Origin of the sequence: Mesorhizobium sp. LjRoot246, assembly GCF_964254115.1 — a bacterium.
Lineage (GTDB): Bacteria > Pseudomonadota > Alphaproteobacteria > Rhizobiales > Rhizobiaceae > Mesorhizobium.
In genome coordinates, this window is record NZ_CAXUSN020000001.1 from 280,648 (window position 1) to 299,615 (window position 18,968).

The following is an 18,968-nucleotide window of genomic DNA, read 5'->3' on the forward strand; positions in this document are numbered from 1 at the left end:
GCGCTCATCGCCTAGTCCGACCTTGGATCGAGAATGTCGCGTAGGCCGTCACCGATGAAGTTGAAGCCGAGCACGATGGTGAGGATGGCGACGCCGGGACCGAAGGCGATCCACCACTGATAGAAATGGACGGCGCCATCGGAGATCATCGACCCCCATTCGGGCGTCGGCGGCGTGGCGCCGAGACCAATGAAGCTGAGCGATGCGGCAAGCAGCACGACCTGGCCCAAATCCATCGTCGCGCTGATCAGCACCGGGGTCCAGCAAAGCGGCAATATGTGTGTGAACAGCACGCGGCGCGGCCTGGCGCCGGCGGCGATTGCCGCCTCGACATGCTCGCGCTCCTTGACCTCCAGCACCTGCGCCCGCATCAGCCGGGCGTAAACGGGCCACCAGACCAGCACCATGGCGACGGCCGCATTGCCGAGCCCCGGCCCGAGCGACGCCGCGACGGCCATGGCCAGCAGCATCGGCGGGAACGACAATGTCACGTCGACAAGCCGCATGATCGCCGCACCGGCCAGGCCGCCGACAAAGCCCGAAATGGCGCCGAGCAGCGAACCGATGATCACGGCAGAGGCGACGACCAGAACCGCGATCGGCAGCGAATGCGCCGCCCCGTGCAAGGTGCGGCTCAAGACATCGCGGCCGAGCGCATCGGTGCCCAGCCAGTGCGCCCAGCTCGGCGGCTGCAACCGGCGCGCCACCATTTCGAGCGGATCGAACTGCACGACAAGATTGGCGAACACGGTCATGAACAGCCAGAACAGGATGACGACCGTGCCGATGACCAATGGCGCGGTCAGCCATTCGGGAACAGCGGCGGAACGGGATTTGGTTTCGACCGCCAACATCAGCTCAATCTCACGCGCGGATTGGCCACGACGTAGAGTATGTCGGTGATGAGGTTGGTGACCAGGAAGGCGAGGCCGCCGACGATGGTGACGCCGATGATGGCCGGGAAGTCGAGCGCGCGGGCCGCCTCGACGGCGTAGGAGCCCATGCCGGGCCACGAAAAGATGGTTTCGGTCAGCACCGCGCCGGTGATCAGATAGGCAAAGGAATAGCCGATGACGGTCAAGGTCGGCACCATGGTGTTGCGCAGAGCGTGCACGATGACGACACGGAACTCGCTCGCCCCCTTGGCGCGCGCGGTGAGCACGAACTCGCGGCTCATCACATCCAGCATGTTGGCGCGCACCAGCCGCGATATGGTGCCCGACACCGTCCAGCCGAGAACGAAGGCCGGCAGCAGCAGGTGCCAGACTGCGTCCTTGAAGACCGTCCAGTCGCCGGCCAGCAGCGAATCGATGGTCAGGAAGCCGGTGTTGCCGGGCGGCAATGCCAGGCGGGCATCGATCCTACCCGGCCCCGGCAGCCAGTTCAGCATAACCGAGAAAATGAACAACAGGCCGAGCCCCGACCAGAACACCGGCAGCGACGAGCCGAACAAAGCGAACAGCCTTGCGCCATGATCGATCAAGCTGTTGCGGAAGTAGGCGGCCAGAACGCCAAGCACGATGCCGAGGGTGGTGCCGAAGATCATCGCGGCGAAAACCAGTTCGAGCGTTGCCGGCAAGCGGTAGAGAATATCGGTGCCGACATTGCGCTTGGTGATGAATGAGGTGCCAAGGTCGCCGCTCAACAGATTGCCGAGATATATCATATAGCGTTCCGGTAAGGGACGATCGAGGCCCCAGCGGGCCTTGGCGGCGGCGACCACTTCGGGATTGCTCATCTGCTGTTCGGCGACGATAGCGGTCAAGGGATCGCCCTTGGTCACCGTGGTGATCAGGAAGGCGATGGTGACGATGCCTAGCACCAGAAATGGCATGGTGATAAGCCGGCGCAAAATATAGCGAGACACGTGGCTACCTTCACAAGGACGGGCTTCGTAAGATGACACAAGGCACTGGGAGATGCCATCGAGGGAAGCATATTGACAGCCAGGGAAAGGGCCTGTCAATATAAATGGAATTTAATTTCATTTTTGATCTACCGCGCCGGCGACACCGGCCCGACAGGCGGACGCCACCGCCAGAAAGACCCGCAGCGTGCGCAAGCGAGCGACCAGGGACGAGACGGAGCTTGAAGGCGAAGGCGCACAGCTTTCGTCGTCGCTGGTGCGCGGGCTCGGCATCCTGCGCGCCTTCCGCCCGGCCGATGCCTCGCTCGGCAACCAGGACATCATTGCCCGCACCGGCCTGCCCAAGGCCACGGTTTCGCGCATCACCTATACGCTAAGCGCGCTCGGCTACCTCCTCTACGACAAGGATCTCGGCCGCTACAGCCTGGGGCCGGCCACAGTGGCGCTCGGCTATTCGGCGCTGAGCTCCAGTGCCGTCGTCCACGTCGCCCGGCCGCTGATGCAGCCGCTGGCCGACCTGACAGGTGCGGCGGTAGCGCTCGGCACGCGCGACGGCCTCAACATGGTGTATCTCGCCAATTGCCGGTCGGAGAGCCTTGTCACGCTGCGGCTCAACCCGGGCTCCTATCTGCCGATCTGGAAGACATCGATGGGGCTGGCCTATGCGGCGGCACTTTCACCCGAGGAGCGTGCCAGCCTTGTGCGGACTTTGCAGGAGGCAGAGCCGGACAAGGCAGCGATGATCGCGGCGGCGATCGACGATGCGATCGTCCAGTATTCACGGCAGGGCTATGTGACCTCGTTCGGCGCCTGGCACAGCTATATCCATGCGGTCGGCGTGCCGTTCCGCCCGCGTGACGGCTCACCGCTGGTCGCCATCACCTGCGGCGGCATCGGCGAGATCATCACCGAGGAGCGCGCGCATGCCGAGATCGGACCGGCGCTGGTGGCGATGGTGCAAGCACTGGGCAGGGAACTCGAGGGAAATCACGTGTAATCCGGCACGGGATTGGTCCAGACGATCGGCCTTGCATGCCGGCTTGAACTTGCCTGGTGGTGACCGCACAGTCGACGCCGATGGTATGGCGAGCGCGCGTCGTCATCGTCCATCGTTCAGGTGACGGAGGAAAATCGGATGCCTATGAATTTTGCAGGACGGTTCAACGATCGAGTGGCGGTCATCACCGGCGGCGCATCGGGCATCGGGTTGGCGGTGGCTCAGAGAATTGTCGAAGAGGGCGGACGAGTCTCGGTCTGGGATCGTGATCCTGCCCTGATCGAACAGGCCAAGGTCACCCTTCCTGGTCTCCACGGCGTCGCCATCGATGTCGCCGATGCCGCCGGCGTGGAACACGCCAAGCAGTCGACCATCGAAGCGCTTGGCGGTGTCGATATTCTGGTCACCAGTGCGGCGATCACCGGCCCCAACATGACGACCTGGAATTATTCGGCCGAGGATTGGCGGAAGGTCATCGACATCAACATCAACGGCGTCTTCTACTGCAACAAAGCGCTCGTGCCGCACATGATCGAGCGCGACTATGGCCGCATCGTCAACATCGCCTCGATCGCCGGCAAGGAAGGCAATCCCAACGCCTCCGCCTACAGCACCTCGAAGGCCGCGGTGATCGGCCTGACCAAGTCGCTCGGCAAGGAACTGGCCAAAACCAAGGTGACGGTCAATTGCGTCACGCCGGCCGCGGTTCGCACCGCGATCTTCAAGCAGATGAGCCAGGAGCACATCGACTTCATGCTGTCCAAGATACCGATGGCGCGCTTTGGCGAGGTCGACGAGGTGGCGGCGCTGATCTGCTGGATCGCGTCGGAAGAGTGTTCGTTCACGACCGCCGCCGTATTCGACGTTTCCGGCGGCCGCGCCACCTACTGAGGCAGACGCATCTCAATTCCGCGTGACGGTGCAACGAACGGGGCGTCCGGGCGTATACTCCAAACTTTCGAATCGGCGATGTCGCGACAAAGCTATGCGGGAAACCATGACACGGGATGCAGCCGTCAGGCGGGAGCGTGCTTCTCTTGCTTAGAGCCAACCCTGCCGCACTCTCCAACGACGAGCTTCTGGACCGCTATCAGCGCGCCGCCTTCGACTATTTCGTCGAGAACGTGAACCCAGAAAACGGACTGGTCGCCGATACGTCGCGGCCGAATTGGCCGGCCAGCATCGCCGTGGTCGGTTTCGCCCTGTCCTGCTATCCGATCGGCGTCGAGCGCGGCTGGATGACGCGCGGGGCAGCGGTGAAGCTGACGCTTGCCGCGCTGCGTTTTTTCTCGACCAGCCCGCAAGGCAAGGGCGACGAGGTTACCGGCCACAAGGGTTTCTACTACCATTTCCTCGACATGCGAACCGGCTTGCGGGTCTGGCGCTGCGAACTTTCGATGGTCGATACGGCATTGCTGATAGCAGGCATGCTGGTGGCGGGCGCCTATTTCGCCGCCGACAATGACGAAGAAGCCGAAATCCGACAGCTGGCCGAGGCGCTCTACCGGCGTGTCGACTGGCGATGGGCGCAAGGTTCAAGCCCGACCCTGCGGCAAGGCTGGAAGCCGAAGAGCGGCTTTCTGCACTATGGCTGGGAGGGCTACAACGAAGCGACGATCCTCTACGTGTTGTCGATGGCCTCGCCCGACAGCCCGAGCTCGGACGACAGCTACGAGGGCTGGACAGCAACCTATCAATGGGAAAACATCTACGGCTACGACGTGCTCTATGGCGGTCCTCTGTTCATGCACCAGTTCTCGCATGCCTGGATCGACTTCGCCGGCATCCGCGACGCTTTCATGCGCGAGAAGAACTCGGACTATTTCGAAAACAGCCGCCGCTCGACCTACCTTCACCGCGACTACGCACGCCACAACCCGTACAGCTACGGCGGCTACGACGAGAATTTGTGGGGACTTTCGGCGGGCGACGGACCAGGCGGCTTTCGCGCCAGCGTCGAGCGACAGCGTCGGAGGTTTTCCGGCTATGCCGCACGCGGCGCTCCGTTCGGACCGGATGACGGCACGATCGCCCCATGGTCCTATCCGGCCTCGCTGCCTTTCGCGCCGGAAATCTGCCTGGCGGCGTTGCGCCATCTCGGGGAGCGCTACCCCGGGGTGATCGACAATTTCCGGCTGCCGAGCGGCTTCAATCCGACCTTGGCGAACCGGCGACAATTCGGCCGTCATGGCTGGGTTTCGGAAGGCCACTACGGACTGGATCAGGGCATCGTGGTGATGATGATCGAGAACCATCGGTCAGGGCTGATCTGGAAGCTGATGCGATCCAATCAGTATATCCGTCACGGCCTTGGCAAGGCCGGGTTCGATGGCGGCTGGCTGTCTCAGCCGGCAAGCCCGGCGTCAGGTGGCGGCGATGTCTCGTAATCGGACCAGGGCTCCCGCCTTCCCTGTCGACCGCAACGACATCGAGCTGATCAAGAGCGCCCACCCGCCGCACTGGAAGAACCCGCAGCCGGACGGTCCCTACAACCTCGTCGTCATCGGTGCCGGGCCGGCTGGGCTGACCGCCGCCTACGAAGCGGCCGGCCTCGGCGCAAAGGTCGCGCTCATCGAGCGCAACCTTATCGGCGGGACCTGCATCAACGTCGGTTGCATCCCGTCGAAATCGATCATCCGCACGGCCAGGCTCTACGCAGATATGCGCGATGCCGAGAATCTCGGCGGTGATACGCCAGACCATCTTCACGTCGACTTTCAGCGCGCCATGACGCGGATGAGGCAGATCCGGCAGCGGATCAGCCGCGCCGATGCCGCCGATAGCCTGGTTTCCGAAGGCATCGACCTTTATTTCGGCGAAGCGCGTTTTGGGGGGCCGGATGCGGTCATGGTGGCGGACAAGACACTGCGATTCCGCAAGGCGCTGATCGCGACAGGCGCGCGCCCGAGGCTGCCGACGATATCGGGCCTCGCCGAAGCCGGTTATCTCAGCAACGAGACCATGTTCGATCTCACAGCCTGCCCGAAACGGCTCCTGGTCATCGGCGGCGGGCCGCTCGGTTGCGAGACGGCGCAGGCCTTCTGCCTTCTGGGTGCGAAAGTCATTCTGGCGCAGCGGGAGCCGATGTTCCTGCCCGGCGAAGAACGCGATGCCGCCCAAATCCTTTCGGACGCGCTGGCGCGCGAGGGGATCGAGGTTTGCCTCAACACCGAGGTGGTGGCGGTGCGGACGGCAGGCGGGAAGAAGCTCGCAGACCTGGTACATGACGACATCACGACGACGATTTCCGTCGACGAGATCATCACTGGCATCGGCCGATCGCCCAATGTCGACGGTCTCGACCTGGAAAACGCCGGGGTGGCATACGATGCCGACGGCATCAAGGTGGACGATTATCTGAGAACCACAAATCCGCGCATCTATGCGGCGGGCGATGTCTGCCTTGCCTACAAATTCACCCACACCGCCGAGGCGACAGCCCGCATGGTCGTGCGCAATGCCCTGTTTCTCGGGCGCAAGAAGCTAAGTGAACTGGTCATTCCGTGGTGCACCTATACCGATCCCGAGATCGCCCATGTCGGCCTCTATCCGGCGGAGGCGCGCCAGAACGGCATCCCGGTCAAGACCTATACGGTGCTGATGCACGATGTTGCCCGTGCGGTCATGGATGGCGAGGAAGAAGGGTTTGTCAAAATCCACGTCAGGGAGGGGTCCGACCGCATCCTGGGTGCCACGGTCGTCGCCAGCCATGCCGGCGAGATGATCAATGCGGTGTCGCTGGCGATCAAATCGGGCATGGGATTGCACGCGCTGGCCGACGTCATTCATCCTTTTCCGACGCAGGCGCAAGGCATCAAGATGGCTGGCGACGCTTATCGGCGGACGAGGTTCACCTCATCCTGGAGGTATCTGGCGGGCCGCTGGCTGGCGCGGTCCAGGCGGTGACCGCGCCTGGCATGCATTCCACCGCTGTCGCCAAGCTGGCGCACCAAGGCATTCAAAGAGGATACGGCGCTTGACGAGCCCCCTCCGGCTAGACAAGCCGGAGCTGATTAGAGCTCAGCGTCCCGCAACAGCAGCGATGCGGAGACGCGCAAGCGTCAGTCGTGCAATTCGCGCGATATCGGCGGACCGACCGAAAAACCGGAGAACGTGACCTCGAAGCCTTCACGCTGCGGCGAGCAGCACATCATGCCGACATCGACGGTCTTCGACATGGGAAAATAGGCGAGCCGCACCGGCTTCCAGTGACCGTCGGAAGCATCGAGATACTGGATCCGGATCGCCTCACCGTGGCGGGTCAGGCGGATGCTGACGCCGTTCGGATCGGCATGAATGGCCACCAGCGACCAGTCTGACGTGTCGTTGGTGACGACGACGGAGAAATAGGCAAGGCCATCGGTGTATTCGATGCCAGCTTTGATCCAATGCGTTTCGCTGAGGCGGACCATCAGCCCGGCTTGGTCATAGAGGACCTTGTAGTCGCCTTTGACGTTGACCTCGGCGCTGAAATCGCCCTCGACCGGCCGGTGCAGGAAGTGGCCGTTGTCGCGCCAGAATCCGTAGAAGGTCTCGCGCCAGAAATCGGTCTCCTTGCCGGTGCGCACACGAACGCTGTCGCCGTCGATAGAATGATGCGGCGGCGGATTGAGCCAGGTCAGGTCTTGCACTGTCATCCCTTCGCGCCGCTCCAATCCAGATGTGCGTGGCGGGGTTGCCGGGCTGATCGGCCGACGACCGATCAGCCCGGCATGATCTGCCAGTGGCTGATCAGCCCGCGAATGTATAGGCCGTCTTTACCGTGGTGTAGAATTCCGCCGCATAGCGACCCTGCTCGCGCGGGCCGTAGCTCGAGCCCTTGCGGCCGCCGAACGGAACGTGGAAGTCGACACCCGCCGTCGGCAGGTTGACCATCACCATGCCGGCCTCCGAATTGCGCTTGAAGTGGGTGGCGTGCTTGAGGCTCGAGGTGCAGATGCCGGAGGTCAATCCGAAGGGCGTATCGTTGGCGACGGAAAGCGCTTCGTCATAGTCCTTGACGCGAATGACGCTGGCGACAGGGCCGAAAATCTCCTCGCGCGAACTGCGCATGGCGTTGGTGGCCTCAGTCAGCAACGCCGGCCGCAGGTAGAAGCCCGGCGTCTTGCGATCGAGCCGCTCGCCGCCGAAGGCAAGCGTGGCACCTTCCCGGACGCCGATGGCGATATAGTCCTCATCCTGCTTCAGCTGCGTGGCGTCGACGACCGGACCGATCTGGGTCTGCGCGTCGAGCGCATCGCCGATCACCAGCTTGCTCATGCGGTCCTTGAGGGCGTCGACGAAACGGTCGTGAATGGCATCGGTCACGATAAGCCTGGACGAGGCCGTGCAGCGCTGGCCGGTCGAGAAGAAGGCGCCATTGAGCGCGCAATCGACGGCGACGGCGAGGTCGGCATCGTCGAGCACGACCAGCGGGTTCTTGCCGCCCATTTCCAGCTGGAACTTGCGCATGTGCTCGACGCTTGCCGCGGCGACGCGCTTGCCGGTGCCGACCGAGCCGGTGAAGCTGATAGCGTTGACATCGGGACTGTCGAGCATTGCCTGACCGACCACCGAGCCCTTGCCCATGACGAGATTGAGCACGCCTTTCGGCAGGCCGGCGCGATGCAGGATGTCGACGATGGTCCAGGCGCTCTCGGGAACCAGTTCCGCAGGCTTGAAGACGACGGTGTTGCCGTGAGTCAGGGCCGGGGCGATTTTCCAGGCCGGAATGGCGATCGGAAAATTCCACGGCGTGATGATGCCGACCACGCCGACCGCCTCGCGCGTCATCTCGACGCCGACGCCCGGCCGCACGCTTGGTACGACCTCTCCGGTCAAACGCAATGTTTCGCCGGCGAAGAAATCGAAAATCTGGGCAGCGCGAATGGTCTCGCCGATGCCTTCGGCCAGCGTCTTGCCTTCCTCACGGGCCAAATTGCGGCCGATCTCGTCCTTGCGCGCCAGAATCTCGTCCGAGGCTTTTTTCAGCACCGCGTGACGCGCCAGCGGGCCGGAACGGGACCATGCCGGGAACGCTGCCTTGGCCGCTGCGATCGCCTGCCCCGCCTCAGCAGCTCCCGCCGAGGCATAGTCGCCGACGACATCGCCGGTATCCGAGGGGTTGATGTTGCGGGAACCGGCATCGCCGACCCATTCGCCATCGATGAGGTTCTTTCGAAACAGCGTCATATCGTGTGTTCCTGCTGGTTGGCCGCGCGGGCATCTGTCTGAACTGGTATTTGCCAGACAATTGCCTTGCGGGAAAGCACGCACTGAGCCAACCGCCGCGACAAAACCCCTCGCTTGCCCATCCGGCTAACATCTCGAATTGCCATGTACATACATGTCCATAGCCTTGATTTGCCTGAGACAGCGTGTCATGCGTCGTGTCGATGGCAGCTCTCGAAACGACGATTCAGCGCGCCGGCGCCACCGGCAACGTCAAGGCCACTCGCGAAGACTGGCTGAAGCTTGCGCTTGAAACGTTGATCTCTGACGGTGTCGAACGCGTCCGTGTGCTGACGCTTGGCCAGAAGCTCGATGTGTCGCGCTCCAGCTTCTACTGGTATTTCAAGAGCCGGCAGGACCTGCTCGACCAGTTGCTGGATTACTGGCGGCAGACCAACACCAGGTTCATCGTCGAACGCGCCAGGCGGCCTTCCGCGACCGTCATACGCGGGGTGATGAGCATTTTCGAATGCTGGGTGGATGAAAGGCTGTTCGACCCGCGGCTGGATTTCGCGATCAGGGCCTGGGCGCGTCGTTCGCCTGCCATAAGGCGCGCGCTCGACGAGGCCGACGAGGAGCGCGTCAACGCCATCCGCGACATGTTCATGCGTCATGGCTATGACGAGGTGGACGCCTTCGTGCGAGCCCGCGTGCTCTATTTCATGCAGATCGGCTACTACTCGCTCGAGCTCGACGAGCCGATGAGCAGCCGCCTGGCACAGGTGGCCTCGTATCTGCGCAGCTTCACCGGCCAGGAGCCGTCATCCCGGGACGTCGAGGATTTCTCGCGCTACGTCGAGGAGACGATTTCGCGCAAGCGTTGACGCCGTCAGCCGCACGCATGATCGGCGGATCAATCGCCACCAGATCGCCTAGTTGGCTGCTATCGCTCAGAGCGAGAACGACCAAAACAGGCAGGCCAACGTCGCTGCGGCGAAGACGACGAAGAACAGGCTGCGTAGCAGCACGTTGCGGCGCAGCTCGTTCATGACGAAATGGCAGCCGATCACCGCTACCGCAAACAGGAACCGCCAGTTCAGCAGTGCCCACACGGCGCTGCCCTGACCGAAGGCCCATCGAGCGAGAAGGCCGCCGACGATGGTCGCAAGCAGCACGATCACCGTCCAGAAGATCGCATCGGCGGCATTCGTCAGAACAACGCTGGCCGCCCTGATCGGGAGGATCATCATCAACAGCGCGCTGAAGAAATAGACAGCGGCGATCGGGATGAACGTGCCGGCATCGGCGATGCCGTCAAGGCGCCTGACGCCGATCGCGCCATAGGGATAGCCGTGCCTGGCGACAGCCAGGCTCAGCGCCATGAGCAGAGCGGTCAGAACCGCGACGAGTGCGAAGGATGTGAGGGCTTTGCTCATGACGTTCCTGTCCCAGACGAATCAGACAGGAACGGTTTTAGCGGGCGGTCGTAAATTGCGCGTAAGCGAGGGCGCTGCCCTCGCCTATTCCCAACACGCAGGTGACAAAGCCTATTCGGCGGCGATCCGGCCTGCCGAACGGTTGGCCAGCACGAAGCCGACCTCGTCGACCGCCTGCGCCGCACGCTTCAGGATCGCCTCGGAGCGCAGCACGCCGTCGGTGAAATCCTTGTCGGTGGCGTAGACGGCGGTGGGCAGCGCAAAGGCCTCGAAGAAGCCGAACAGCGGCCGCAGCTGATGTTCGACGATCAAGGCGTGGCGCTCGCCACCGCCGGTCGCCGTCAACACAATGGGCTTTCCCCGCAATGCAGCCGGATCGATCAAGTCGAAGAAGTGCTTGAACAGGCCGGTGTAGCTGCCCTTGTAGGTCGGCGACCCGATGACGAGGACGTCAGCGGCGAGGATTTGTTCCAGGATCGCGCGCGCCTGGCCATCAAGATCGCGTGCCCATTTCGCCGTTCCCAATGACGGACCGAGATCCTCGATGTCATAGGTGCTCGCCGACAGGCCATGGCTGGCGGCGATGTCCCTGGTGACCAGGTCGACGAAGGCGCGCGTCTTCGACGGTCGGGTGATGTTGCCGGAAAAGCCGACGACTGTTGGGTTTGACATGGCAGTGGGCCTCTTGAATGGTCGAAGTTTGATGTGGCGGGCCGCCAGCCCGCCGGTGGGAAATCAGCTCCAGGCGTGCAGCGGCGGGTTTTCGCCGTTGAGGAAATATTTGCCCAGGATCGAGTACTTCCAGCGCACCGGATCGTGCAGCGTGTGCGTGCGGGCGTTGCGCCAATGCCGGTCGAGATTGTGCTCGGCCAGGGTTGAGCGGGTCCCTGCCAGTTCGAACAGCTTGTTGGTGGCGGCGATGGCGATCTCTGTCGACAGGATTTTTGCCTCGGCGGTGACGATCTGCGCATGCGCCACCGTCTCTGCGGTCGGCTCGGCCACCGCCCGGTCGATCGCCAGGCCGGCCTTTTCGAGCAGCGCCTGCGCCGCGTGCAGACGCAGCGTCAGGTCGCCGATGGCCTGAATGGTGTAGGGGTCGTCCCAGGCATTGTCGACGCCGCTGTCGATCCAGGCGCGGCTCCTGGTCCTGACGAAACTGACGGTCTCGTCGATCGCCGCCTGGGCTATGCCGGTGTCGACCGCCACCTGGATGATCTGGAAGATGGCGCCGTCGGCGGTCGGTTGGTCGTAGCCCTTGTAACCGGGCACCAGATGCGTCTTCGGCACCTTGACGTTGTCGATGATGACTGTGCCGGACAGCGTCGTGCGCTGACCGAAGCTCGACCAGTCGTCGATGACCGTCAGGCCGGGTGCGCCACGGTCGGCGATTGCATACCAGGCGCGGCCCTCGTCATCGAGCGCCACGATCGGCACCAGATGGGCAAGCAGCGCGCCGGACGAATAGAATTTCCGGCCGTTGACGACCACATGATCCCCGGCATCGGTGAAGCGTGTCTCGAAATCGGCGGCGCGCTTGGAGCCGAATTCGGAAAATGCGTTGCCGAACCGCGTGCCTTTCAGCACTTCGGCGAACAGCAGCTTCTGCTGATCCGCGTTGGACACGGTGCGGATGGCGGCGACGACGCCGAGATGGTTCTGGGCAACCTGGCCGATCGAGGAATCCGCCGCCGAGATGATCTCGATAACCTTCGCCAGCGTGGCGTAGGATAGTTCGGGGCCACCGAATGCCTTGGGCACATTGATCGACCACAGGCCGCTTTGCGAAAAGGCATCGAGTTCGGCAACCGGCCAGATCCGCTCGCGGTCGCGTTTGGAGGAGTCCTTGACGAATTCCGCGGCGAGCGCATGAGCAATCGCAATCGCCTCGGCGTCGTCCTTGATGATGTGCGCCGGTGCGGTTGGCCGCGCGACTGGCGGCACGGCGGCGGAAGCATGGTCGGTCTTGACGGTCGAAACGGTCATTTCACTACTCCTTGAAATTTCGGTTCAGGCAACGGCATGAAGATGGGCGGGCTTGGCGGTGGATGACGCCTGTTGCCCTGGAGTCGATTGACCGAGATAGAAGGCCCTGACGTCCTCGCGCTGGCGAAGCTCTGCAGCCGTGCCAGAGAGGACGGAGACGCCGTTTTCGAGCACCGTGGCCTGGTCGGCGTATCGAAGCGCCACCGCTGAGTTCTGCTCGGCGACCAGGATCGACAGGCCGGTCTCGCGGTTCAATTTTCTGAGCGCCTGGAAGATGTCCTGGACGATGAGCGGGGCGAGCCCCATCGACGGTTCATCGAGAACCAGCAGACGCGGCCGCGACATCAGCGCCCGGCCGATCGCGGTCATCTGCTGTTCACCGCCCGAAGTCAGGCCAGACAATGTCCGGCGCTTTTCCCTGAGTCTCGGGAAATAGCCGTAGATCCGCTCGAGGTCTTGATTGATCTCGGCACGGCTGCCGCTGCGGCCGATGCCGCCGGCAACCAGATTTTCCTCGACGGTGAGGCTCTTGAAGCAGTGGCGGCCTTCCAGCACCTGGACCAGGCCGGCGCGCACGAGATCGCCCGGCTTGCGGCGCGACACATCCGAGCCTTCATAGCGGATGGTGCCTGAATTGACCTGGCCGCGTTCGGCCGGCAGCAGGTTGGAGACAGCCTTCAGCGTCGTGGTCTTGCCGGCGCCATTGGCGCCGAGCAACGCCAGGATCTGACCGCGCCGCAACTCGAAGCTGACGCCATGCAGCGCCGTGATGGCGTGGTTGTAGGTGGCATGGACCGTGTCCACGGCAAGAATGACGTCATCGTCCGGCATGGGCTCTCATTTCCGTGGTTCGATGAACCGAGACAGGCCTGGCGGCGCGGAACCCGATCCGCAGCGCCCGGCCTTGGCTGATCAGTTGGTGGTCACGGCGTCGGCATCGTCTGCGGTGCGCAGCTTGATGCCCTTCTCGGCGGCATAGGCCTCGGCGGACTTCTCGATGATCGGCCGCAGCAGCGCCCAGTCCGGCGCGATCCAGTCGGAGACGACGTTCCACTTCTTGCCGTCCCACTGCTGGAAGGTCACGTAGCCTTCGCCTTCGTGGTTGTCCCAGCTGACATTGATCGAGTGGAACAGGTCCTTGGCGCCGAGCGCCTCGACCTTGGCCGGATCGAGCTTGAGATGCTCGAAGCCCCAGCGGACCTCGTCGCCGGTCAGCGTGCGGTGGCCGAATTTCTCCTGCGCGACACGGATCGCCTCGACATTGAGGATGCCGTTGACGATGCCGAGGTTGTGGTAGACCGAGCCGATGCGCGACTTGTCTTCCAGATTGCCCTTGCCGGCGTCGTAGACCGTCTTCACGATTTCCTGCACCACCGGGTAGGAATTGCCGGAAGCCTGCGTGGTGATGGCGGTGTAGCCCTTGGCCGCGTCGCCGGCCGGGATGACGTCCTCTTCGGAATTCGACCAGACATTGCCGACGATGTGGTCGACGGGATAGCCGACCTTGACCGCTGTCTTCAGCGCCACCGGGTTCATCACGCCCCAGCCGCGCAGGACGACGAAGTCCGGCTTGGCGCGGCGGATGGTCAGCCACTGCGATTGCTGCTCGTTGCCGGGATGCGGTACCTCGATCTGCTGCACGGTGAAGCCGTATTTCTGCGCCAGCAATTCATAGATCGGGATGGTTTCCTTGCCGTAGGGCGAGCCGTGATAGAGCACGACGATCTTCTTGCCCTTGAGCTTGTCGATGCCGCCCTCCTTGGAGGCGATGTAGTTCACGATGCCTGATGTCTCGCTGTAGGGATTGAGCAGCAGCGGAAAGACATAAGGGAAGACGCGCCCGTCGGTGGAGTCGGTGCGGCCATGATTGACCGTGATCAGCGGCACCTTGTCGGCGGTGATGCGGTCGATCATGGCGTAGGCGATGCCGACCGAGAGCGGGTTCCAGGCGGCGGCGCCGGCATGGCTCTTCTGCCGCTCGTAGCATTCGACACCGCGCTCGACCTCGTACTGGGTCTCGCATTCGTCCCAGGTCAGCTTGACTCCATTAACGCCGCCGTCACGGATGTTGATGAGGTTGAGATAGTCGATGAAGCCGCCGAAGAAGCCGGTGCCGCCGGCCGCATAAGGCCCGACGCGATAGCTCTGCAACGGGAAATATTGTTCGTCGGCGTGCGCGGCGGGCAAGGCCACCGACACGATCATCGCCGCGGACAGCGCCGCAGCCTTGATTGTGCTGAGGAAAGTCATGGTTAGGGTACTCCCGGTATGGGCCGTCTTGGGTTCGGCCTCTGGTTCATTTTCAAATGCCAATGCGGGGCTCAGGTCGACTGCCAGGCGAACAGGAGCCGTCTTCGGATCCTGTCCCACAGCGCCACCAGCCCGTCGGGTTCGAGGATCAGAAACAGGATGATGAGCGCGCCCAGCACGATGCGCTGGCTCATGTCGAGCACGCCCGAATCGAAGAGGTCGCCGAGCAGGAAGCCGCCGAGGCGGGACAAAGCGAGCGGGAAGACCACGATGAGGGCGGCGCCGAAGAAGGCGCCACGGATCGAGGCCAGGCCGCCGATGATGATGATGAACAGGATCTGGAAAGACCGGTCGAGATCGAAGCCGTCCGGCTCGACGGTCCGCAGATAAGCGAAGGCCCAGATGACGCCGGCAACGCCGATGATGAAGGACGAGATGGCAAAGGCCAGGAGCTTGGTCTTCAGGACCGGGATGCCAATGATGCGGGCGGCGGTTTCATTGTCGCGGATGGCGATGAAATTGCGCCCGGTCTGCGACGTGACCAGCCGATGGGCAAGGAAGGTCAGCACAGCGACGACGGTCAGCGCGAAGAGATAGCGGCCGATGGCGCCATCAAGCGCAAAGCCTGAAATCGACAGTCTCGGCGCGTCGATGACGCCGGACGCCGAGTTGTTGGAGAACCAGCTGAACTTGGTCAGCGCCCATTGCACGAAGAACTGCGCGGCAAGGGTCGAAACCGCGAGATAGAAGCCCTTCAGCCGCAGGCTCGGCAGGCCGAAGACGATGCCGATTGCAGCCGCGACAATGCCGGCCAGGAAGATGCTGCCGATCAGCGGCAGGCCCTCGATCCTCAGGTTGAAATTATAGGCGGCGAAGGCACCCGCCGCCATGAAGGCAGCGCTGCCAAGCGACACCTGGCCGGCATAGCCGGTCAGGATGTTCAAGCCGACGCCGGCGAGGCTGAGCGCCAGGAACGGCAGCAGGATGGCTTCGAACAGATAGCTCGAACCGATCAGTGGCACGACGCCGTAGGCGAAGGCGAGCAGGAGCACGGGCACGAGCCATTTCGGCAGCATCGGCGCGGATACGAAATCGACTGATATCGCGGTCATCGCTCAGATCCTCTCGACGAGCTTCTGGCCGAACAGGCCGGAAGGGCGGATCAGGAGGAAGACGAGCGCGACGACATAGGCGAACCAGCTCTCGATGCCGCCGCCGAAATAGTCGCCGATATAGACCTCGGCGAGTTTCTCGCTGGCACCGATCAGGAGGCCGCCGACGATGGCGCCAAGGATGGAATCAAAGCCGCCGAGCACCAGCACCGGCAGCGCCTTGAGCACCACCAGGGACAGCGAGAATTGCACGCCGAGGCGTGCGCCCCAAAGCAGCCCGGCGACCAGCGCGACGAGGCCGGCAGCAGCCCAGACGGTCGCCCAGATCAAGGGCAGTCTGAGGCCGACAGCGAGGGCGGCGAACTGGTCGTCGGCGACGGCGCGAAAGCTGAGGCCGATGCGGGTGTAACGGAAGAACAGCGACAGCAGGAGAACCATGCCGGCGGCAACCACGGCCGCGAAGATATCGAACTGGCTGATCAGCACGCCGCCGATTTCCAGCGGCACGTCCTCGATGCCGAGGTCGAGGCCGTGGACCTGCGTGCCCCAGATCAACTGGGCGGCGCCCTCGATGATATAGGACAGGCCGAGCGTCGCCATGAACAAGGTGATCGGCGGCTTGTTGGTGAGCGGCCGCAGCACCGTGCGCTCGATGGCGACGCCGATCGCCACCATGATGGCGAAGGTGGCCACCAGCGCCAGCGCGAAGGGAACACCGCGTTCGACAAGGCTGACGAAGGTGAGCGCGGCGAACAGCAGCATCGCGCCTTGCGCGAAATTGAGCACGCCCGAGGTCTTGTAGATCAGCACGAAGCCGATCGCGACAAGGGAATACATGACGCCTGAAAGCAGGCCGCCGACGAGCACTTCGATGAAGAACTGGTAGTCGAAATCGGCGATCATATGCCTGCCCCGTCCTCATTGTCCGAGGCGACGCCGAGATAGGCGTCGATGACGCGTTGGTCGCTCCTGACCTCGTCGGGCGTGGCGTCGGCGATCTTGCGGCCGTAGTCGAGAACGGCGATGCGATCGGACAGACCCATGACGACGCCGACATCGTGCTCGATCAACACCACGGTGGTGGCGAAACGATCGCGCGCGGCTCGGACGAAAGCCGCCATCTCGCTCTTTTCGCTCGCTGTCATGCCGGCCATCGGCTCGTCGAGCAAAAGCAGGCGTGGCTCAGCGACCAGCGCGCGGGCCAGTTCGACCCGCTTCTGCAGCCCGTAAGGCAGTGTGCCGGCAAGACGATCGCGGACGTGGGTGAGATGGAGGAATTCGAGTATCTGTTCGGCACGGCTGCGCGAGTCGCGCTGCTCGCCACGCGAGCGGCCGATGCCCAGCACCTGGCCGGCAAAGTTGGAACGGACCTTGTAGGCGAGACCCGAAGCGACATTGTCGAGGACGCTGAGGCCCTTGAACAGAGCAAGGTTCTGGAAGGTCCTGGCGACGCCGAGATGGGCCAGCCGCTGCGTCGGGACCTGGGCATAGCTGATACCGTCGAGCCGGACATGGCCACGATCCGGTCGGTAGATGCCGCTGATGACATTGATCAGCGAGCTCTTGCCGGCGCCGTTCGGGCCGATGATGGCGCGTATCTCGCCTGATAGAACCGACAGATCGATATCGGCCAGTGCTACGACGCCGCCAAACGACAGACCGATGCCCTGAAGCGAAAGCAGCGCGGGGGCGACGCCGGCAACGGAGCCGATCGGCTCGCCATTGGCTTCGGGCTGCTGCTCCGGCGGGCTTGACGGCAGGCCGCGCGCAAAGACCTCCGGCGCATAGGCGGAAGCCTCTATCACTCCAAGCGTATAACTGGGCAGAGGCATTCCAATCGTCCTCGATTGCTTCAGCCGGCGCGCAAATTCTCATTGCTGCTCGATGGATCGAGCGCGCCGGGTAGCTTTCATTTTTGTGCTGGCCGGAGCCTGTCCGGCCAGCCTGTGGGGTGACTACTCCGCCGCCAGCGACGCTGCCGCCTCGGCGTTTTCCAGTTCGCGGACGAGCGGAATGACATGCTTGCCGAAATACTCGACCTCTTCCTGGAAGTGCAGGAAGCCAAGCAGGATGAGATCGGCACCGGCGCGCTTCAGGTCGACAATGCGCTGAGCGACTTGCCTCGGGGTGCCGATCAGGTTCGAGCGGAAGCCGTCATTGTACTGGACCAGATCGTCGAAGGACGATTTCGCCCAATTGCCCTCGCCTTCCGGCGAGGCCTTACCGGCATTCTTGACCTCGTGGCCGAAAGCATTGACCGCTTCGGGGTTGGCCTTGGCGATGATTTCAGCGAGCACCGCTTTGGCCTCGTCCTCGGTCTCGCGGACGATGGCGAAGGCGTTGACGCCTACCTTGACGGAGTGATTGTTGGCCTTGGCCTTGGACTGGATATCGTCGACCTGACTGGCGATCTCGGCAGGCGTGTTGCCGTTGGTGAAGTACCAGTCCGACACCCGCGATGCCATGTCGCGCGCGGCGCGCGACGATCCGCCCTGGAAGATTTCCGGCAGCGGATGCGGCGGCTTCGGCTTCAGCGAATATTCGTTGAAGCGGTAGAAATCGCCGCGGAAGGTGAAGCTATCTTCAGTCCATATTCCGCGCAGCGCACGGATGAACTCCTCCGACCGGCGGTAGCGCTCGTCATGGTCGAGCCAATGTTCGCCGATGGCGTGGAACTCGCCGCGGAACCAGCCGGAGACGAGATTGATGGCGACACGGCCATTGGTCAAATAGCTGATGGTGGCGATCTGCTTGGCCGCCAGCGCCGGGTTCCACGGTCCGGGCAGGATCGCCGCGATGACCTTGAGCGTGGTGGTCGCCGCCAGCAGATCATGGCTGAACGCCACCGATTCATGCTGCTCGTCGGCGCCGTAGCCGGCGGTGAAACGGATCTGGCTGAGCGCGTAGTCGAAGCCGGACTTCTCGGCGATCTGCGCCAGCTTGCGGTTATACTCGGCCGAGTGGTTGGTGCGCTGCTCGATGTTGGAAATCACCAGGCCGCCCGAAACATTCGGCACCCAGTAGGCGAATTTGATCGCGTCGGTCTCTGCGTGTGCCATGAAACTGTCTCCCATTCAGGCCGTCTCGTTGATCGATCAAGCCGTAGCCGGTTTTCGCCAATATTTATTATGTTTATAGAATATATATACAAAGAAGGATTTTCCGTTTTTGAG

At 63.1% G+C, this 18,968-nt stretch carries 18 protein-coding genes; 5 read left to right on the plus strand and 13 right to left on the minus strand.

Translation table 11 applies throughout. The features are described from left to right. Positions 1-11 precede the first annotated feature (11 nt). Positions 12-854 (minus strand): ABC transporter permease, encoded by an 843-nt coding sequence (locus ACSQ3L_RS01285; RefSeq protein ID WP_436158290.1) that lies wholly within the window; start codon positions 852-854, stop codon positions 12-14. Continuing rightward, positions 854-1,867 (minus strand): ABC transporter permease, encoded by a 1,014-nt coding sequence (locus ACSQ3L_RS01290; protein WP_436158291.1) that lies wholly within the window; start codon positions 1,865-1,867, stop codon positions 854-856. Before ACSQ3L_RS01290 ends, ACSQ3L_RS01285 begins: the two co-directional genes overlap by 1 nt. Positions 1,868-2,054: 187 nt before the next feature. On the opposite strand from ACSQ3L_RS01290, the gene ACSQ3L_RS01295 reads away from it, so the two are divergent. From ACSQ3L_RS01295 to ACSQ3L_RS01310, 4 genes are all read left to right on the plus strand, one after another. Beyond that, positions 2,055-2,864 carry an IclR family transcriptional regulator gene (locus tag ACSQ3L_RS01295; protein ID WP_436158292.1) on the plus strand — a complete coding sequence of 270 codons (810 nt, stop codon included), beginning with the start codon at positions 2,055-2,057 and terminating at the stop codon, positions 2,862-2,864. 138 nt (positions 2,865-3,002) lie between these two features. After that, positions 3,003-3,755, plus strand: coding sequence for an SDR family NAD(P)-dependent oxidoreductase (locus tag ACSQ3L_RS01300; RefSeq protein ID WP_436158293.1), 753 nt, complete (start codon positions 3,003-3,005; stop codon positions 3,753-3,755). Between the two features lie 146 nt (positions 3,756-3,901). Then, a complete protein-coding gene (locus tag ACSQ3L_RS01305; protein ID WP_436163359.1) occupies positions 3,902-5,251 on the plus strand; it encodes a glucoamylase family protein in 1,350 nt (449 codons plus the stop codon). Further along, a complete protein-coding gene (locus ACSQ3L_RS01310; RefSeq protein WP_436158294.1) occupies positions 5,241-6,770 on the plus strand; it encodes a mercuric reductase in 1,530 nt (509 codons plus the stop codon). Before ACSQ3L_RS01305 ends, ACSQ3L_RS01310 begins: the two co-directional genes overlap by 11 nt. A gap of 155 nt (positions 6,771-6,925) precedes the next feature. Here the strand turns inward: ACSQ3L_RS01310 and ACSQ3L_RS01315 are convergent, their stop codons facing one another. After that, entirely contained in the window at positions 6,926-7,501 is a 576-nt protein-coding gene (locus tag ACSQ3L_RS01315; protein ID WP_436158295.1) for a DUF1349 domain-containing protein, read from the minus strand. Between the two features lie 94 nt (positions 7,502-7,595). Continuing rightward, on the minus strand, positions 7,596-9,035 hold the full coding sequence (locus ACSQ3L_RS01320; RefSeq protein WP_436158296.1) for an aldehyde dehydrogenase family protein: 1,440 nt from the start codon (positions 9,033-9,035) through the stop codon (positions 7,596-7,598). Between the two features lie 203 nt (positions 9,036-9,238). Between ACSQ3L_RS01320 and ACSQ3L_RS01325 the strand changes: the two genes are divergently transcribed. Further along, positions 9,239-9,898, plus strand: a complete 660-nt coding sequence (locus ACSQ3L_RS01325) for a TetR/AcrR family transcriptional regulator (RefSeq protein WP_436158297.1) — start codon at positions 9,239-9,241, stop codon at positions 9,896-9,898. Between the two features lie 66 nt (positions 9,899-9,964). On the opposite strand, the gene ACSQ3L_RS01330 is transcribed toward ACSQ3L_RS01325, so the two are convergent. The 9 genes from ACSQ3L_RS01330 to sfnG all read right to left on the minus strand — a co-directional run bounded on the left by ACSQ3L_RS01330 (position 9,965) and on the right by sfnG (position 18,854). Next, complete coding sequence (locus tag ACSQ3L_RS01330) at positions 9,965-10,450, minus strand: hypothetical protein (RefSeq protein ID WP_436158298.1); 486 nt, start codon at positions 10,448-10,450, stop codon at positions 9,965-9,967. 111 nt (positions 10,451-10,561) lie between these two features. Beyond that, positions 10,562-11,122, minus strand: coding sequence for an FMN reductase (gene msuE, locus ACSQ3L_RS01335; protein ID WP_436158299.1), 561 nt, complete (start codon positions 11,120-11,122; stop codon positions 10,562-10,564). Positions 11,123-11,185: 63 nt separating this feature from the next. Next, positions 11,186-12,433 (minus strand): SfnB family sulfur acquisition oxidoreductase, encoded by a 1,248-nt coding sequence (locus ACSQ3L_RS01340; protein WP_436158300.1) that lies wholly within the window; start codon positions 12,431-12,433, stop codon positions 11,186-11,188. Positions 12,434-12,457: 24 nt separating this feature from the next. Then, the gene (locus ACSQ3L_RS01345; RefSeq protein WP_436158301.1) at positions 12,458-13,264 is read right to left on the minus strand and encodes an ABC transporter ATP-binding protein; all 807 of its coding nucleotides are present in this window, start codon (positions 13,262-13,264) and stop codon (positions 12,458-12,460) included. An 81-nt stretch (positions 13,265-13,345) separates the two neighbouring features. Next, positions 13,346-14,683, minus strand: coding sequence for an ABC transporter substrate-binding protein (locus ACSQ3L_RS01350; protein ID WP_136618300.1), 1,338 nt, complete (start codon positions 14,681-14,683; stop codon positions 13,346-13,348). Between the two features lie 71 nt (positions 14,684-14,754). After that, positions 14,755-15,795: a branched-chain amino acid ABC transporter permease gene (locus ACSQ3L_RS01355; RefSeq protein WP_436158302.1), complete on the minus strand. Its 1,041-nt coding sequence runs from the start codon at positions 15,793-15,795 to the stop codon at positions 14,755-14,757. 3 nt (positions 15,796-15,798) lie between these two features. After that, positions 15,799-16,698 (minus strand): branched-chain amino acid ABC transporter permease, encoded by a 900-nt coding sequence (locus ACSQ3L_RS01360; RefSeq protein WP_436158303.1) that lies wholly within the window; start codon positions 16,696-16,698, stop codon positions 15,799-15,801. Further along, positions 16,695-17,627, minus strand: a complete 933-nt coding sequence (locus ACSQ3L_RS01365; protein WP_436158304.1) for an ABC transporter ATP-binding protein — start codon at positions 17,625-17,627, stop codon at positions 16,695-16,697. The genes ACSQ3L_RS01360 and ACSQ3L_RS01365 overlap by 4 nt, the downstream gene beginning before the upstream one ends. 123 nt (positions 17,628-17,750) lie before the next feature. Beyond that, complete coding sequence (gene sfnG, locus ACSQ3L_RS01370; RefSeq protein WP_436158305.1) at positions 17,751-18,854, minus strand: dimethylsulfone monooxygenase SfnG; 1,104 nt, start codon at positions 18,852-18,854, stop codon at positions 17,751-17,753. Between the last annotated feature and the right edge of the window lie 114 nt (positions 18,855-18,968).

What these genes read in the sequence shown, in the direction of transcription:
- ACSQ3L_RS01355 (WP_436158302.1), bottom strand. Translation starts at nt 15,795, where the DNA reads ATGACCGCGATATCAGTCGATTTCGTATCCGCGCCGATGCTGCCGAAA.
- ACSQ3L_RS01345 (WP_436158301.1), bottom strand. Translation starts at nt 13,264, where the DNA reads ATGCCGGACGATGACGTCATTCTTGCCGTGGACACGGTCCATGCCACC.
- ACSQ3L_RS01340 (WP_436158300.1), bottom strand. Translation starts at nt 12,433, where the DNA reads ATGACCGTTTCGACCGTCAAGACCGACCATGCTTCCGCCGCCGTGCCG.
- ACSQ3L_RS01285 (WP_436158290.1), bottom strand. Translation starts at nt 854, where the DNA reads ATGTTGGCGGTCGAAACCAAATCCCGTTCCGCCGCTGTTCCCGAATGG.
- ACSQ3L_RS01310 (WP_436158294.1), top strand. Translation starts at nt 5,241, where the DNA reads ATGTCTCGTAATCGGACCAGGGCTCCCGCCTTCCCTGTCGACCGCAAC.
- ACSQ3L_RS01315 (WP_436158295.1), bottom strand. Translation starts at nt 7,501, where the DNA reads ATGACAGTGCAAGACCTGACCTGGCTCAATCCGCCGCCGCATCATTCT.
- ACSQ3L_RS01365 (WP_436158304.1), bottom strand. Translation starts at nt 17,627, where the DNA reads ATGCCTCTGCCCAGTTATACGCTTGGAGTGATAGAGGCTTCCGCCTAT.
- msuE (WP_436158299.1), bottom strand. Translation starts at nt 11,122, where the DNA reads ATGTCAAACCCAACAGTCGTCGGCTTTTCCGGCAACATCACCCGACCG.
- ACSQ3L_RS01300 (WP_436158293.1), top strand. Translation starts at nt 3,003, where the DNA reads ATGCCTATGAATTTTGCAGGACGGTTCAACGATCGAGTGGCGGTCATC.
- ACSQ3L_RS01360 (WP_436158303.1), bottom strand. Translation starts at nt 16,698, where the DNA reads ATGATCGCCGATTTCGACTACCAGTTCTTCATCGAAGTGCTCGTCGGC.
- ACSQ3L_RS01320 (WP_436158296.1), bottom strand. Translation starts at nt 9,035, where the DNA reads ATGACGCTGTTTCGAAAGAACCTCATCGATGGCGAATGGGTCGGCGAT.
- sfnG (WP_436158305.1), bottom strand. Translation starts at nt 18,854, where the DNA reads ATGGCACACGCAGAGACCGACGCGATCAAATTCGCCTACTGGGTGCCG.
- ACSQ3L_RS01330 (WP_436158298.1), bottom strand. Translation starts at nt 10,450, where the DNA reads ATGAGCAAAGCCCTCACATCCTTCGCACTCGTCGCGGTTCTGACCGCT.
- ACSQ3L_RS01325 (WP_436158297.1), top strand. Translation starts at nt 9,239, where the DNA reads ATGGCAGCTCTCGAAACGACGATTCAGCGCGCCGGCGCCACCGGCAAC.
- ACSQ3L_RS01350 (WP_136618300.1), bottom strand. Translation starts at nt 14,683, where the DNA reads ATGACTTTCCTCAGCACAATCAAGGCTGCGGCGCTGTCCGCGGCGATG.